The organism is Streptomyces rhizoryzae (assembly GCF_023155275.1).
Taxonomy (GTDB): domain Bacteria; phylum Actinomycetota; class Actinomycetes; order Streptomycetales; family Streptomycetaceae; genus Streptomyces; species Streptomyces rhizoryzae.
On the sequence record NZ_JALMUV010000046.1, the window covers coordinates 31,070 to 45,462 of the forward strand.

General features: G+C 74.1%; 12 protein-coding genes. 2 read left to right on the forward strand and 10 right to left on the reverse strand.

The features are described from left to right. Positions 1-11: 11 nt before the first annotated feature. From asnB to MUU72_RS35950, 7 genes are all read right to left on the reverse strand, one after another. A complete protein-coding gene (gene asnB / locus MUU72_RS28695) occupies positions 12-1,949 on the reverse strand; it encodes an asparagine synthase (glutamine-hydrolyzing) (RefSeq protein WP_248016327.1) in 1,938 nt (645 codons plus the stop codon). A gap of 3 nt (positions 1,950-1,952) precedes the next feature. Next, positions 1,953-3,476, reverse strand: coding sequence for a Wzz/FepE/Etk N-terminal domain-containing protein (locus MUU72_RS28700; protein ID WP_248016328.1), 1,524 nt, complete (start codon positions 3,474-3,476; stop codon positions 1,953-1,955). Further along, positions 3,473-4,882, reverse strand: a complete 1,410-nt coding sequence (locus tag MUU72_RS28705; protein WP_248016329.1) for a Wzz/FepE/Etk N-terminal domain-containing protein — start codon at positions 4,880-4,882, stop codon at positions 3,473-3,475. The genes MUU72_RS28700 and MUU72_RS28705 overlap by 4 nt, the downstream gene beginning before the upstream one ends. Continuing rightward, a complete protein-coding gene (locus tag MUU72_RS28710; RefSeq protein WP_248016330.1) occupies positions 4,879-6,132 on the reverse strand; it encodes a glycosyltransferase family 4 protein in 1,254 nt (417 codons plus the stop codon). Before MUU72_RS28710 ends, MUU72_RS28705 begins: the two co-directional genes overlap by 4 nt. Next, positions 6,122-7,438, reverse strand: coding sequence for a nucleotide sugar dehydrogenase (locus MUU72_RS28715; protein ID WP_248016331.1), 1,317 nt, complete (start codon positions 7,436-7,438; stop codon positions 6,122-6,124). The genes MUU72_RS28710 and MUU72_RS28715 overlap by 11 nt, the downstream gene beginning before the upstream one ends. A gap of 82 nt (positions 7,439-7,520) precedes the next feature. Continuing rightward, a complete protein-coding gene (locus tag MUU72_RS28720) occupies positions 7,521-8,999 on the reverse strand; it encodes a sugar transferase (RefSeq protein ID WP_248016332.1) in 1,479 nt (492 codons plus the stop codon). Between the two features lie 380 nt (positions 9,000-9,379). Continuing rightward, a complete protein-coding gene (locus MUU72_RS35950) occupies positions 9,380-10,375 on the reverse strand; it encodes an ATP-binding protein (RefSeq protein WP_443743069.1) in 996 nt (331 codons plus the stop codon). A 61-nt stretch (positions 10,376-10,436) separates the two neighbouring features. Here MUU72_RS35950 and MUU72_RS28725 point away from each other — a divergent pair, with 61 nt between their 5' ends. Next, positions 10,437-10,853, forward strand: a complete 417-nt coding sequence (locus MUU72_RS28725; protein WP_248016333.1) for a transposase — start codon at positions 10,437-10,439, stop codon at positions 10,851-10,853. Between the two features lie 126 nt (positions 10,854-10,979). Here MUU72_RS28725 and MUU72_RS28730 read toward each other — a convergent pair whose 3' ends face one another. Genes MUU72_RS28730 through MUU72_RS28740 form a run of 3 tightly spaced genes read right to left on the reverse strand, consistent with a single transcriptional unit; the run spans position 10,980 to position 13,366 of the window. Then, entirely contained in the window at positions 10,980-12,227 is a 1,248-nt protein-coding gene (locus MUU72_RS28730; RefSeq protein WP_248016334.1) for an alpha/beta hydrolase family protein, read from the reverse strand. Positions 12,228-12,284: 57 nt separating this feature from the next. Next, on the reverse strand, positions 12,285-12,623 hold the full coding sequence (locus MUU72_RS28735; protein ID WP_071383960.1) for a winged helix-turn-helix domain-containing protein: 339 nt from the start codon (positions 12,621-12,623) through the stop codon (positions 12,285-12,287). Next, positions 12,620-13,366 (reverse strand): hypothetical protein, encoded by a 747-nt coding sequence (locus MUU72_RS28740; RefSeq protein WP_248016335.1) that lies wholly within the window; start codon positions 13,364-13,366, stop codon positions 12,620-12,622. Before MUU72_RS28740 ends, MUU72_RS28735 begins: the two co-directional genes overlap by 4 nt. A gap of 235 nt (positions 13,367-13,601) precedes the next feature. Here MUU72_RS28740 and MUU72_RS28745 point away from each other — a divergent pair, with 235 nt between their 5' ends. Further along, complete coding sequence (locus MUU72_RS28745; protein WP_248016336.1) at positions 13,602-14,261, forward strand: recombinase family protein; 660 nt, start codon at positions 13,602-13,604, stop codon at positions 14,259-14,261. The last annotated feature ends 132 nt before the right edge of the window (positions 14,262-14,393 follow it).

Sequence of the window (14,393 nt, forward strand, 5' to 3'; positions counted from 1 at the left end):
TCCTCTTGTCTCTACGCCGTCACGGAAACGGAAGGGGCCCGGCCGGCCCCGGCGGCCGCGCGGTACCAGTGTTCGAGGGTCAGGACGTGCCACAGATGCTTGGAAAAGTCGCGGTGGCCCGCGGCGTCCTCGGCGACCATCCGCGCCAGCGCGTCGCGGCGCAGGAACCCGGACCGGACGAGTTCGCCGTCGTGCACCACCTCGCGGACCAGCGGTGCCAGGTCCCGGCTCATCCAGGCCCGCAGCGGGGCGCTGAACAGGCCCTTGGGCCGGTACACGATCTCCCGGGGCAGGACCGAGGCGGCCGCCCGCTTGAGGACGGCCTTGCCCTGCCGCCCGACGATCTTGCGGTCACCGGGCACCGCGAACGCCGCCCTGACCACCTCGGTGTCCACGTACGGCACCCGCACCTCGGTCGACGCGGCCATGCTCGCCCGGTCCGTGTACGCGAGGTTCAGACCCGGCAGGAACATCCGGGCGTCGCCCAGGCACATGCGGTTGACGAAGTCGTCGAGGTCGTTGTCGTGGTAGACGTCCGCGTGCTCGGCGAGCACGTCCTCGACCGCCGGGGCCAGGTCCGGATCGACCAGGGCCAGCAGCTCGCCCCGGTCGTAGAGGGTGTAACTGCGCCGGAACGCGGTCTCCTCCGGCAGCTCGGCGAAGGAGAGGAACCGCTTGGCGAACCGCACCGAGCGGTACCCCCGGCGGGCCGTGGCGACCGGCAGCCGGTCCACCGCCCGGGACAGGCCGCGCCGCAGCGGCCGCGGCACCCGCTGGTAGCGCAGCGCGAGCACGTTGGCCAGGTGCTTGCGGTACCCGGCGAACAGCTCGTCCGCGCCCATCCCCGACAGCAGCACCTTCACCCCGGCCTCCCGGGCGGCCGAGCAGATCAGGAACGTGTTGATCGCGGCGGGGTCGCCGATCGGCTCGTCCAGGTGGTACGTCATCCGCGGCAGCAGGTCGAGCACGTCCGGAGCGATCTCGATCTCGTGCAGGTCGACGCCGAACCGCTCGGCCACCCGCCGGGCATGGCGCAGATCGTCCGGCATCGCCTCGAACCGGGCGTCCTCGGCGCGGAACCCGATCGTGTAGGCGGAGATCCCGGGCCGGTGGCGGGCCGCCAGCGCGGTCAGGTAGCTGGAGTCCAGCCCGCCGGACAGGAAGGCGGCCACCGGGACGTCGGAGAGCAGATGGCGCCGGGTGGACTCCTCGACGGCGGCGGCGATGTCCGGCCGCTCGCCGGCCCGGGCCCGTTCCCGGGCCTCCGCGGCGACCTCCTTCAGGTGCCAGAACCGCCCGCGGTCCACCCGGCCGTCGGGCCGGCACCGCAGCCAGCTCCCCGGCGGCAGCTTCTCCGCCTCGCGGAACGCGCAGCGCGAGTCCGGCACCCAGTAGTACAGCAGCGAGGCGACCAGCGCCGCGGGGTCCACCGCCAGCGTCCCGCCGGCCACCGCGGCGAGCGCCTTGAGCTCGGAGGCGAACACCAGGCCCGCGCCGCGCCGGAGCAGGAACAGCGGTTTGATGCCCAACTGGTCGCGGGCCAGCACCAGTTCACCGGTCCGCTCGTCGAAGACCCCGAACGCGAACATGCCGCGCAGCCGGGGCAGGCAGCCGGTGCCCCAGCGCCGCCAGGCTTCCAGCAGCACCTCGGTGTCGGAGGTACCGCGGAACCGCACCCCGGCGGCGGCCAGTTCGGAGCGCAGCTCGGGAGCGTTGTAGAGCTCGCCGTTGTACGTCAGGGCGAGGCCGCCGGAGACCATCGGCTGGGCGCCGGTCCCGGACAGGTCGATCACCGCCAGCCGCCGGTGCCCGAGGTGCACCTCCCCGCCACCGGCGGGGTGGCTGTACCGGCCCGCCCCGTCCGGGCCCCGGTGGGCGAGTGTCTCGGTGAGCCGGTCGGCCACGGCCCCGCCGTCCGGCCACCGGTACGTGCCTGCGATGCCACACATGTCCTACCGCGCCTCCTGGTAGCTGTCCGGGATCCGCGCCGCCCACCGCGGCAGCCCCTCCGCCCGCGGCCGGCCCGTCCCGTGCTGCCGGGCCGGCCGCTCGTTCCGGCCGCGCGGCGCCACGGGCCGCCCGTCCCACAGCGTGCCGTCGGTCCGGTCCCGCGGATCGGTGTCGAGCAGCACCACCCCGAGCACCGCGATGTGCTGGTCCGCGAGGTGCCGCGCCACGGTGTGCAGCCAGGCGGTGCCGGCGTGCCCGGCCCGTACGACGAGCACGGTCCGGCCGCCGAGGCACCGCAGGTCGGTCCAGGCCGTGCCGGGCGCGACCGAGCCGACACCGAGCCGCCGGGCCCGCGGCGGCCCGGCCTCGGCGGCCCCGCCGCTGACCACGGGCGGGTCCTCCGGCCTGCGGCCGCGGGCGAGCTGCGGGCCGGGCAGCCCGTCGACGAGGAGCACGGGCCCGTCCGCCGCCAGGGCCCGGGCGACCTCCAGGGCGAGCACGCTCGTCCTGTGCGCACAGCCCAGTTCCAGCAGCGACACCGTGTCCGCGGCGCCGCGGACGGTCCGGGCCAGGGTCGTGGTGAGCCGTTCGCGGGCCGCCCGGGCCCGCCGGCGCCGCCACGGCCAGGCCGGCCGGCGGGGCGCGCGGCGCAGTTCGGCGAGGACCGAGGCGCCCAGGTGCGCCGCGATGTCCCGGCGCAGCACGGGGCGGTCCGCCACCACCGTGCCGACCGCGGCCAGCGCGAGCCCGAGGAAGAGGCCGAGGGCGAGCCCGATCGCGGCGTCGGTGGCGGCGGCCCTGGGCAGGGAGTGCCGCACCGCGCGCGGCGCGTCCACGATCTGCGTCCCGGCGACGACCTGGGGGGAGCCGGTACGGGCCACCGCGGCACGCTGGTCGTAATCGGCGATCCGCGAGGTGAGTTCGGCCCGGCGGGCGAAGAGCGACTCGGTGCCCGCCGACGCCTCCGGGGCGCGCTGCGGCGACCGGTCCCCGATCGCCTTGTCGACCCGGGCGAGTTCGGTCCGCAGGCGGTCCCGCGCATCGAGCAGGGCCTGCGCCTCGGCCTGCGCCGCTTCCCGCATCCGCCGCACGTGGTCCGCGACGAACGCGTCGGCCAGCGCCCCGGCCCGGGCCACCGCTTCGGCCTCGCCGGGACCGGTGACCTCGATCCGGAGCAGGTTGTTGGTCAGGGGGGTGCCCTGGTAGTCCCGCAGGAAGTCCTCCGGTCTCTCCGCGGACTTCAGGGACCGCAGGGCCCGGCCGGCGACCCCGGTGGTCTGGAGCAGGGCGGCGTCGGTGCGGATCAGCGTGCCGGGGTCGTTGGGCTGGTCCTCCCGGTGCGCGACCAGCACCGTGGTCACCGCGGTCGGCGGCGGCCGCAGCAGGACCGCCGCCACCGCGCCGGCCAGCAGCCCCAGCAGGGCCAGGGTGCCCCAGAGGCGGCGCCGCCGGCGCACCGCCACCACCAGCGCCTGGAGGTCGATGAGCGGAGCGGCGGCCGGCTCCGGTGGGGTGCCCGCCGTCATGCCGCCCCTCCCGTCCCGCGGCCGCGGACCGCGAGTGCCGCGGCGGCGTCCTCCGGGGGAGGGGCCGCGGACCGCGGCGGCCGGGCCCGGTCCGGACCGGCGGCACCGGCGGCACCGGTGACGACGACGCCGACCACGCCGACGACCTCGTGCCCGCCGTCCGCACACGCCTCGGCGAGGCCGGCCAGCTCCTCCGCCGTCCACCGGCCCGTGCTGACCACGACCAGGGCACCGGACTCGGCCTCCCGGTCCGGCACCAGCGGCCGGTCCACCGGGACCTCCACCACCCGCGGCACGGGCCACTCCCCGAGCGGCGCACCCGGGGCGGGGCCGCTGCCGGCCTCGGCGACCAGCCGCGCGGCGGCCCGGCGGGCGCTCCCGTCACCGTCCGGTACGACGACCAGCAGTCCCCGGGAGGCCGCCGGCCGGCCTTCGAGGCGGGCGCACACCCGCCGGTAGCGGACCCGCCGGCCGGCCTCGTCGCCGGACCGCTGCGGGGGCGGCGCGTCCCACCGGGTGCCGAGGCCGAGGAACCGGCGGACCCGGGCCCCGGGGCCCCCGCCGCCCGGCCGTTCCGCGGGCACGTCGACGGTGCCCAGCAGCGGCGCGCCCAGCGCCGCGGCGGTCTCCGGCGCGGTGCGCGGCCGGCGGTCCACCCGCGCCGCGACGAGATGGCCGAGGACCCCGAGCAGGAAGCACAGCCCCGCCCCGCCGCCGACGAGCTGCCCCCGCGTCGGCGGTACCGCGCCGGCCGGCCGGGCCGCCGGGCCCACGACGACCGGGGCGGCCCTGGCGGCGGCCGGGCCGGCCTCGTCCAGCTTCTTCACCGCCTCCTGGAGCGCGGTGCGCAGCTTCTCCAGCGCGGTGCGGGCCTGCACGCTCGCCACCGTCCGCCCCGGATCGGCGGCCCCGGCCAGGTCGCTGACGCGGCGGTCGGTCTCCGCCACCTGCCGCCGCAGCGCCTCGGACCCCGCGGCCGCTCCGGAGGCGGCGCCGCCCGCGAGCCGCGCGGCGAACCCGACGAATTCCCTCGCCATCCGGTCGGCGAGCCGCTGCGCGTCCGCCGGGGTCCCGGCCGTACCGGAGAGCGTGATGATGTTCCCCTCGGTCGCCGTGGCGCTCACCCGGTCCCGCAGGTCGGGGCCGCCGGCGCCGGTCCGGCCGAGCGCGGCGGCCACCCGGTCGACCACCGCCGAACCGGTCGCCAGGTCCACCTGGGTCAGCAGCTCGCGCTCCTCCCACGGGCCCGGCAGCAGCACCGAGGCCGACGCCGTGTACCGCGGGGGGAACACCAGCGAGGCGCCGTGGCCGGCGAGCGCGCCCAGCAGGGCGAGGAGTACCAGCAGCCGCCCCCGCCGGCGGAGCAGCCGCCCGACCGCGACCAGCCGGATCGTGTCGTCGCTCAACGGCGCCGCCTCTTCCCTGCGCGGGCCGGGGCGCGGCCCGCGGAAGCGCGGTCCCGGCAGGCGGCGGCGTAGGCGGCGAGCAGCTGCGCCTGCGAGTTCCGCCAGGAGAGCGCCCCGCCGATGCGCTCCTGGCCGATCCTGCCCATCCGGGCCCGCCGCTCCGGGTCGTCGAGCAACTGCGCGACCAGCCGGGCGAACGCGGCCTCGTCGTCGGCGGGTGCGTAGACGGCGGCGTCCCCGGCGGAGACCCGCGCCTCCTTCAGGTCGAACGAGACGATCGGCCGGCCCATCACCATGTACTCCAGGACCTTGTTCATCGTCGACACGTCGTTGAGCGGGTTGCGCGGGTCGGGGGAGAGGCACACGTCCGCGGTGGACAGGTAGCGCACCAGGTCGGCGTCCGGGACCCGGCCGGTGAACTGCACCTGCTCGGCCAGCCCGAGCCGCCGGGACAGCTCCACCATCGCGTCGAAGGTGTCGCCGCCGCCGACGAACACCGCGTGCCAGTCCGTCCGCCCCAGCTCGTCGCGCAGCGCCGCCAGGGCCCGCAAGGCGTAGTCGACGCCGTCCTGCGGGCCCATCACGCCGAGGTAGCACAGCAGATGGGGCTTGCCGCGCTTCAGCTCCGGCTCGGGCGGTACGGGGCGGAACCGGCCGGTGTCCGGCGCGCTGCGCACCACGAAGACGTCGGCCGGCCGCCGGCCGCCGCGGCGCAGGGCGACGTCCCGGTAGCTCTCGTTGGTGGCGAGCACGACGTCCGCGGCCCGGTAGGTCCACCGCTCCAGGGCGCACACGGCGCGGTGGAGCGCGTCCTGGCCGCGGCCGAACCGGGAGAGGTACAGCTCGGGCACCAGGTCGTGCTGGTCGAAGACGAACCGCGCCCCGCGCCGCTTGAGCCACAGCGCCGGCAGGAACAGCAGGTCGGGCGGGTTGCAGGCATGGACCACGTCGACCGGGCCGACCCGCCGGGCCAGGCGGGCGGTGTGCCACAGCGCCGCTCCGTACTCCCGCAGGTAGCCGGCCGGCCCCCCGGTGGCCGCGCGCAGCGGGTAGCGGTGGATCCGTATGCCGTCGACCAGCGCCTCCGGCTCGGTGTCGCGCTTGCCGCCCCGGGGGCAGATGACGTGCACCGTCCAGCCCGCGTCGCGCAGCGTCGTGCACTCCTGCCACACCCGCCGGTCGAACGGCACCGACAGGTTCTCCACCAGGATCAGCGCGCGCCGGCCGCCGCCGGCCGCGTCACCAGGCAAGGCCCGCGTACCCCGGCTCGGCCCGGCGCGCCTCGGCGTCGGGGAGGCGGACGAGGTCGACGATCAGCGGGTCGCCGCCGTGCGGCAGCGCCGCCAGCACGGCCGGGTCCCGGGTCCCCACCAGGCACACCTCGGCGTGCGCCAGCACCTCGTCGACGGAGTCGGCGAGCAGGTGCGCGAGGTGCGGCAGCCGGGTCTCGATGTACGCGCGGTTCGCGCCGAGCAGCCGGGACAGGCTCACGTTGGCGTCGTAGATCTTCAGGTCGTACCCCTTGCCGAGGAGCCGCTCCGCCAGCTCGACGAGCGGGCTCTCGCGCAGGTCGTCGGTGCCGGGTTTGAAGGACAGCCCGAACAGGCCCGCCCGGCGCTTCCCGGTCCGCTCGACCAGCTCCACCGCGCGTTGCAGGTGGTCGGCGTTGGAGGGCAGGACGTGGGCGAGGATGGGCACCGAGACGTCGGCGCGCCGCGCCGCGTGGACCAGGCTGCGCAGGTCCTTGGGCAGGCAGGAGCCGCCGAAGGCGAAGCCGGGCCGCAGGTAGGCGGGGCTGATGTTCAGCTTGCGGTCGGCCAGGAACACGTCCATCACCTGGTGCGAGTCCACCCCGAGCGCCTGGCACACCGCGCCCAGCTCGTTCGCGAAGCCGATCTTGAGGCCGTGGAAGGCGTTGTCGGCGTACTTGACCGCCTCGGCCGTCGGCACCGGCACCCGGAACACCTCGCCGGGCAGGCCCTCGTACAGCGCCGCCACCGCGTCGCCGCTCACCGGGTCGAGCGCGCCGATGACGGTCTTGGGCGGGTCGAAGAAGTCCCGCACGCTCGTGCCCTCGCGCAGGAACTCCGGGTTGACCGCGACCCCGATGTCCACCCCGGCCGTGCCGCCGGCGGCCTTCTCCAGGATCGGCACCAGGAGGTTCAGGCAGGTGCCCGGGAGCATGGTGCTGCGGAACACCACGGTGTGCCGCCCGCCCCGCTCGGCGAGTGCGGCGCCGATCTGCTCGGTGACCCGCTCCAAGTACGCCGTGCACAGGCTGCCGTTGGGCTCCGACGGGGTGCCCACGCACACCAGCGACATCTCGCTGCCCGCGACCGCCTCGCGGACGTCGCCGGTGGCGCGCAGCGCCCCGGTCCGCACGCCCTCGGCGATGAGTTCGCCGATCCGCTCCTCGACCACCGGGGCCCGGCCGCCGTTGACCAGGTCGACCTTCAGCTGGTTCACGTCCACGCCGATGACCTCGTGGCCCATGCCGGCCAGGCACGCGGCCGACACGCAGCCCACGTAGCCGAGGCCGAAAACGCTGACTCTCATGATCCGTTCCTCCCCCCAGGCAGGCCCCCGGGGCCTGCGGTCCGCGCGCCGGCGGGGCCGTTGAACGGCGGCCCCCCGCGCATCAGTAGGCCCCCTGCCCGTGCACCACCGCACGCAGGGTCTTCCACAAGATCACGGTGTCCAGGGCCAGCGACCAGTCCTCCACGTACCGCAGGTCCAGCCGCACCGCCTCCTCCCACGACAGGTCGCTGCGTCCGCTGATCTGCCACAGACCGGTGAGTCCGGGCTTGACCAGCAGCCGCCGCCGGATGTCCGGCCCGTAGGCGGCGGTCTCCTCGGGCAGCGGGGGCCGCGGACCGACGAGCGACATCGAACCGGTGAGCACGTTGAGCAGCTGCGGGAGCTCGTCGAGCGAGTACCGGCGCAGCACCGCCCCCACCCGGGTCACCCGCGGGTCCCGGCGGAGCTTGAACAGCGGGCCGGCGCCCTCGTTGCGGTCGGCCAGCCCGGCACGCGCCCGGTCGGCCCCGGCGACCATGGTGCGGAACTTGAGGATGGTGAACTCGCGGCCGTCCTTGCCGACCCGGCGCTGGCGGTAGAACGCCCCGCCCGGACCGTCCAGCAGCACGAGCACCCCGACGCACACCATCAGCGGCGCGCACAGGACCAGCAGGGCCGCCGCGCCCATCCGGTCGACGACCTCCTTGACCGCGCGGCGGCCCCCGGTGAACGCCGGCATACTGACCCGCAGCAGCGGGATCCCCAGCACCGCGTCGATGTGCAGCCGCGGCCCGGCCACCTCCATCAGCACGGGGGCCACGACCATGTCGGCGTCGCTGCCTTCGAGGTTCCACGCCAGCCGCTGCAACCGGTCCGGTGACCAGTGCGGGTCCGGGGTGACCGCGACGACCCGGTAGCCGTCGCGGCGCACGTGCTCGGCGACGTCCGACAGCCGCCCGACGACCGGCACGCCGTCCAGCCGGTCACCGCCGGGCCCGGCACCGTCCGTCGTGCACACCGCGTCCACCCGCCAGCCGAGGTGCGGGAACTTCCGGGTCCGGGTGATCAGGTCGCGTACGGTGGCCGGGCTCCCGGCGGCGAGCACCGGCCGCAGGCACTGCCCTTCCTTGCGCTGCCGGTGCAGCCGGAGGCGGAGCAGGTACCGCACGGTCATGGTGACGAGCGCGATCGCGGGGATCGCGACGAAGATCCAGAGCTTGATGTTGTGCGAGGTCAGGGCGATCCCGCCGAGCGCCAGGACGACGGTCGCGGTGAACAGCGCCCGCCCCAGCCGGCGGAACTCCTCGGCGCCCTGGCCGAGCACCGCCGGGGCCCACGCCCGGCCCACCGCGAGCGCCCCCAGCACCAGCAGCTCGGTGCCGAACGCCAGGATCCCCCATTTCTCATGCCAGTTGGCCGCGTCCCGGGCCCCGAAGAAGGTGCCGATCGCCGCCGCCACGAAGGCGGTGGCCACGGTGTCACCGGTGATCACCGTACGGCGGTACCGCTGCTCCCAGTCGCTCGCGGCCGGGCTGATCGCCCCGTCCGCCGGACGCCCGCGTGCCGGCGTGAACGGGTTGGCTAACTCCCCCTGCTCCACAGGACCCCCCAGGTCACCAGTGGTTCGACGGTTCGCCTCACAGGTTTCTCCACCGGGCGGCACACCCCCGCCCCGGCCGCGCCGCGCTGTTCCTCCCCCCGGGAGGCCCCGCCCCCCGCGCATGACGTACCGGCTCGTGCACAGTCGAGTGGAACGACACCCGCCCCGCGGCAGCGCACACCGCGCCACCCGCCAAGGTCTCGGGATGCTGCAAGGACCCGTCGGGACCCGGATGCTCCCCGCACCCAGGGCCCTCCCGGGCTCCCCCTCTTACTCCCTCACGTCCGGCCCCGGGAACGCGCACCGCTGGCCTTTCATGGCACCGGACGTGCAGTTCATTCATGGTCGCTTCGTGTCCGAACCGCTGAAGCACGGTCAATCTAGACCATCCGGCGCCGGTATGTAGAGAGGATGTGTGGAATTCGTGCCCAACCTTGGGGTGTGACCCATCGGGGTGGCGGGTGGCGTCGGTGGTGCGCCGGTGCGGGGAGCGGTGCAGTGCCTGGGTTTGCGCGAAGTGGGGCCCGCGGTGGGGGAGTTGGCCAGGGCGAGTCGTACCCCCTCCCGCTGCCCGGCCGTACCCGTGTCCGGCGGCACCCCTGACGAAAGTCATGGCCGGGGCCTGCCGTTCGGCCAAGGCCGGCCGTGCTTCCGGCTCGTACCTTCGCCGGCATGAAGCAAGCGGAGAGTGGAAGCGTGTCCCCCGGCAGTTCCCGGAGCAAGAGGTCCCGAGGCGGGGCGCGGCCGTGGCTCGCCTGCGCCGTCCTGGGCGCGGGGGCGCTGGCCGTGGCGTGGCTCGCACCGGGCGGGTGGGGCAGGGCCGGCGGGGTGCAGGTGACGGGCGGGGCCTCGGCGTCCGTGTACCGGTCGGTGACCGAAGCGGTGGCGGACGGCCCGTCATGGGCGGGGTCGCCCACCCGCAGCCGGGCATAGTCACCCGGGTCCAGTACGGACAGCCGGGCCGAGCGGACGTCCCAGCCTGCGTGGGCGGCACAGAGCGGCGCCCACACCACCAGCGGCAGCACGATCGTGGTCACCGGCGCCCGCCGGACACTGCTGCGGGCCCGCCGGTGCTCCGGGTGCAGGGCCGGGGCCGGCGTTCGGGGCGCCACGGACGGGCGAGGGGCGGACGGCCTGTGCGGTATCCGCGCGGTGACTGCGAAGCCGCCCTCGTGCGGGCCGTACTCGAAGGTGCCGCCCGCCAGGCGTACCCGCGCGTCCAGCCCGATCAGGCCCCGCCCGGTGCGGGGCACGGGCTCGGGGCCGGGCCGCGTGATCGAGGGCCCGTTCCCCACGCGGACCGTGGTCTCCTCCGTCGTGTAGGTCACGTGCACGCTCACCCGGGCCGTCGGGGCATGCTTGGCGGCGTTGGTCAGCGCCTCCTGGACGACCCGGTGGGCCGCTCGCGCGACGGCCGGCGGAACGCTGTGGGGGGCGGTGCCCGTGCGCGTGGAGTCGGCGGCGGCCCCCGTCGCCGGGGGCGCGCCGGTGCTGGTGGCGTTTCCCGTCGCCGCCGGCCTGGAGGCGCCGGTGCGCGCGCCCGTGGTGCCTTCGGTCCGGGGCGCGTCGTCGTGGTCGATCCGCAGATCGACGACGAGGCCGGCGGCCGAGGCGTCCGCGAACACCCTGCTGCTTCAGCAGGTCCTGGCCGAACCGGCATGGGCGAAGAAGCTCTCCGATGAGGACCGGCGCGGGCTGACCGCCCTGTTCTGGTCGAACATCAACCCGTACGGCACCTTCCGCCTGGACATGAACGAGCGCCTCGACCTGCCGCCCGCCCAAGTGCCACGTCCCCGGTCGTCGGCGGATGTCGACGACCGGGGACGGACGGCGAAGCGAGGAACGCCTCCGTAGGAACTGGCCTGTTCCTCTGCAGTGCTGAGCGCGCCTATGCCGCCTGATGAACTGGCAGCTCACCGTCCACGAGTCCCGCCACCGCCTGGCCTGCGCGAGGCTGTTGGAGACCGCAGCGGCTCCGCTTCACGGAAGGAACTTCACCTCTGGGAAGGCCGCGCTGGGGCCGTCGAGCAGGTGCCCCCGGCGGTGCCGTAGGTGCAGGTCGAAGAAGGCGAGCGGGTACGCCTGCTGGATCCGTACCGCCCGGGCCGGATCGAGGGTGCCGATCCAGCTGCGAAGCTCCTCGTCGTTCATCCCGACGGCCATTGCCAGCTGCGGGATCAGCACCTGGTAGTCGCCGTATGAGTAGTGGACCGCACCTTCGGCCTGAACGTTGAGCCGCCATCCCCGCAGGTGCGACCAGAACTCGGCAACGCTCGGCTGCGTGGCCCGGGGGTACGCGGCGGTCATCAGCATGAACGGCCTATCGAGGTCGGTGGTGACCGTCGGTTGCATCGGGCCGTCGAGGCTCAGCCCGGCTCGGACGCGCTGGTCCTGGCTCATGACGAGGGCGGTCGCTGTCGCACCCTTTGACCAGCCGAACATGCCAATGCGATGCGGGTCGAGGGCGTCGAGCAGACCTTCCGGCAGCGACCGCTGATCGGCGTCGGGGTTGCGCCCGGCGGCGAGGTCCTCGATGCGGTCGAGCACGAACCGGATGTCCTTGGCGAAGTCCCGTGCCCCCAGGAATGGCGGGCCCTGTGCCGGGACGGTGAGCCGGCCGTCGGGGAATTCGCTGAACGCGTCGTAGGTGTGGTCCACCGTGACCACCACATACCCGTGGCCGGCGAGTTCCTGCGCCACGATGGTGGTGTCCGCACGGTGATCGTGCGCGCCGTGCGAGAACACGATGACGGGCAGGCGTCGGCCCGTTCGCAGCACCGGGGCGCCCTCGTGGCCGGCTGTGAGCGGCGCCGTCGCGGCATCGGCCGGGAGCCCTGCGTTCGCGAGCAGTGCCCGCAGTACGGCGGGGGACGCCCAGGGTGCGAGCGGATAGCGGTGGACGTCACGGGCGGGATACCAGACGCCGGCCATCAGTTCGCGGTGATGTCCGGGGCCGACCACGGGATCTGGGCGTGAGGTGTCGACGAGGTGCAGTGATGCCGTGCCCACCGGGTACGGTCCGCTGGGCGTGGGCAGTTTGAGCTGTACCGGGCGAGAGGCGGTGGTCGGATCCGCCCACGCGGGGCGTGCGACGCCGAGCGGCAGGCCGGCCCCGAACCCGGCGGCCAGCGCGGCTTGGAGCATACGGCGGCGCGTCATGTTCGTTTTGCTGGTGACCGACGTCGTGGTCACATGTCCTCCCCAGGTTTCTTGGATGGTGTTCGGCATGCTGCTCGTGCTCGCGAGCTCCAGTGCGAGCCGGTCGCGGGTTCCCAGGGGTCCGGGCTAGGACTTCGGGGCCGAGCTGCCTTGTTCGATCTGGTGGATGAGTCGCTTGAGCTGGGTGACCTCGTCCTGGAGGGCGCGGTCGCCGGCGGGGGTGAGGGACAGCCAGGTTCGGGCGCGCTTGCCCTCGTAGCCTTTCTCGATGTGGATCAGCCCGGCCTTCTCCAGGACGGCCAGGTGCTGGCTGAGATTTCCGGCGGTGAGTCCGAGCGCCGTGCGCAGGAAGCCGAACTCGACACGGCGCGCCTGGTGGGCGACGGTGAGAATGCCGAGGCGAACGCGCTGGTGGACGACGTCGTCCAGGCCGGTGACTGGGTGTTGGTCGCTCTGCTCGCTCATGAGCGGGTGCGCTTACCGGGCAGCTCGGCGAGGCCGAAACCGAGGGCGCTGAGCAGGAGCAGCAAGCCGGGGACGCCGAAGCGGGGCAGGGCGGACCAGGGCGAGGTGACGGGGATCCCCATCCAGCCGTCGGTGAGCGGCACCAGCTCGATGGCCAGGTACACCACGGTGAGCAGCAGCAGGGCGCGGCTGCGTTCCACCCAGGACAGCACGAGCAGCGGCAGCCCCACCGCTGCGGCCGGTCCGGTGAGCCGTTCGAGGAACATCGTCACCCCGGAGGCGGGGTCGAGATGCAGGCCCCAGAAATCGACCGTGGCGCCGGGCTGAACCATCCCCTGACGGATACTCCAGAACGTCGTGGCGGCCACCAGGCCGACCAGGGCGATCCCGGTGAGGATGTACGGCCGGACCGGGGTGCCGACCCCGCGGTTGCGGGAGCGGCGGATGTAGAAGAACGCCGTCGCGGCGTAGGCGAAGGCGAGACCGAGCGTCCAGTAGACCGGCGAGCCCTGCGTGATCAGGGTGCAGCCAGCGCCTGCCGCGGCGTCGCCCGTCGGGCAGGAAACGCTTTCGGCCTTGAAGGTGAAGCGGCCGACCAGGATTCCGCCCAGCGTGAGCGCGCCGAGCAGCAGGAGAGGGAACCAGGTACCGCGTTGGGCGGAGCGGACTCGGCGGGTCAGGTCGCCGAGGCTGGCGAGGACTTCTTGGGGGGTGTCCGGCGAGGGCACCGATGCGTCTGTCATGCAGTCAGCTTTGCATTGCAAACCAGTTATGGCAAGAGATCGTCTTCTGGGCCGCCAAGTCATCTCGTTCCGAAACCCGCAGACGCGCGTCAATGGAACATCGGCTTCAACAAACCATCGTTTTCCGAAGATCCGGCGTTCGAGATCGAACGAGCGTGACACGCCTTCAAAAACTCCTTCAGAAACCCTGCTCTTCAACAACCCGGTGAACACCGTTTCTTGAGAAGATCCGGGCATGAACGCGTCCCTGGAGCCGTCCGAACTCCTCACCCCCTCGCCCGCCGTCCTCACCGACATCCGGATCGGATACGCGAGGGTCTCGACCGGTGGGCAGAAGCTCGACCGCCAGATCGGCGCACTCAACGCAGCAGGCTGCCGCCGCATCTTCGCCGACAAGAAGTCTGGCAAGAACGACCTGCGCCCCGAGCTGAAGGCGTGCCACGCCTTCCTCACCCCCGGCGACACCCTCGTCGTCCCCTCGCTCGACCGCTACGGCCGCAGCCTCCAGGACCTCGTCAACATGGTCGCCGAGCTCCGGGAGCGCGGTATCGGCTTCCAGTCCCTCCACGAGGCGCTCGACACCACCACCCCCGGCGGGCGCCTGATCTTCCACGTCTTCACCGCGCTCGCCGAGTTCATCCGCGAACTGATCGTCGCCGGCACCCACGAGGGCCTTGCCGCCGCCCGGGCCCGCGGCAAGGTCGGCGGACGCCCCACGGTCGTCAACGAGGACCTCATCCGCGCGGCCCGCGACATGCTGCCCATCCCAGAGAACAGCGTCACCACCATCGCCAAGATCCTGGGCGTCTCCGTCGGCACGCTCTACAACCACATCCCCGACCTCAAGCAGCTGCGGAACTCCCGCGTCCCACGGCAGCTGGAGGGGGGCAAGTAGCCCCCGCGGCTACTTTGCACCGTGGGTCAGAGATAGGAGATCGGGGCCGAGTCCGAGGTGGACCAGGATCGCCTGGCGCGTCGGACGGAAGAGCACCGAGGCGACGTTCACCAGCCGGCGGTACGGATGTAG

Bases quoted from the DNA above. Each gene is read 5' to 3' on its own strand.
- asnB (WP_248016327.1), bottom strand. From the start codon at position 1,949: ATGTGTGGCATCGCAGGCACGTACCGGTGGCCGGACGGCGGGGCCGTG.
- MUU72_RS28700 (WP_248016328.1), bottom strand. From the start codon at position 3,476: ATGACGGCGGGCACCCCACCGGAGCCGGCCGCCGCTCCGCTCATCGAC.
- MUU72_RS28715 (WP_248016331.1), bottom strand. From the start codon at position 7,438: ATGAGAGTCAGCGTTTTCGGCCTCGGCTACGTGGGCTGCGTGTCGGCC.
- MUU72_RS28730 (WP_248016334.1), bottom strand. From the start codon at position 12,227: ATGCCGAACACCATCCAAGAAACCTGGGGAGGACATGTGACCACGACG.
- MUU72_RS28735 (WP_071383960.1), bottom strand. From the start codon at position 12,623: ATGAGCGAGCAGAGCGACCAACACCCAGTCACCGGCCTGGACGACGTC.
- MUU72_RS28740 (WP_248016335.1), bottom strand. From the start codon at position 13,366: ATGACAGACGCATCGGTGCCCTCGCCGGACACCCCCCAAGAAGTCCTC.
- MUU72_RS28745 (WP_248016336.1), top strand. From the start codon at position 13,602: ATGAACGCGTCCCTGGAGCCGTCCGAACTCCTCACCCCCTCGCCCGCC.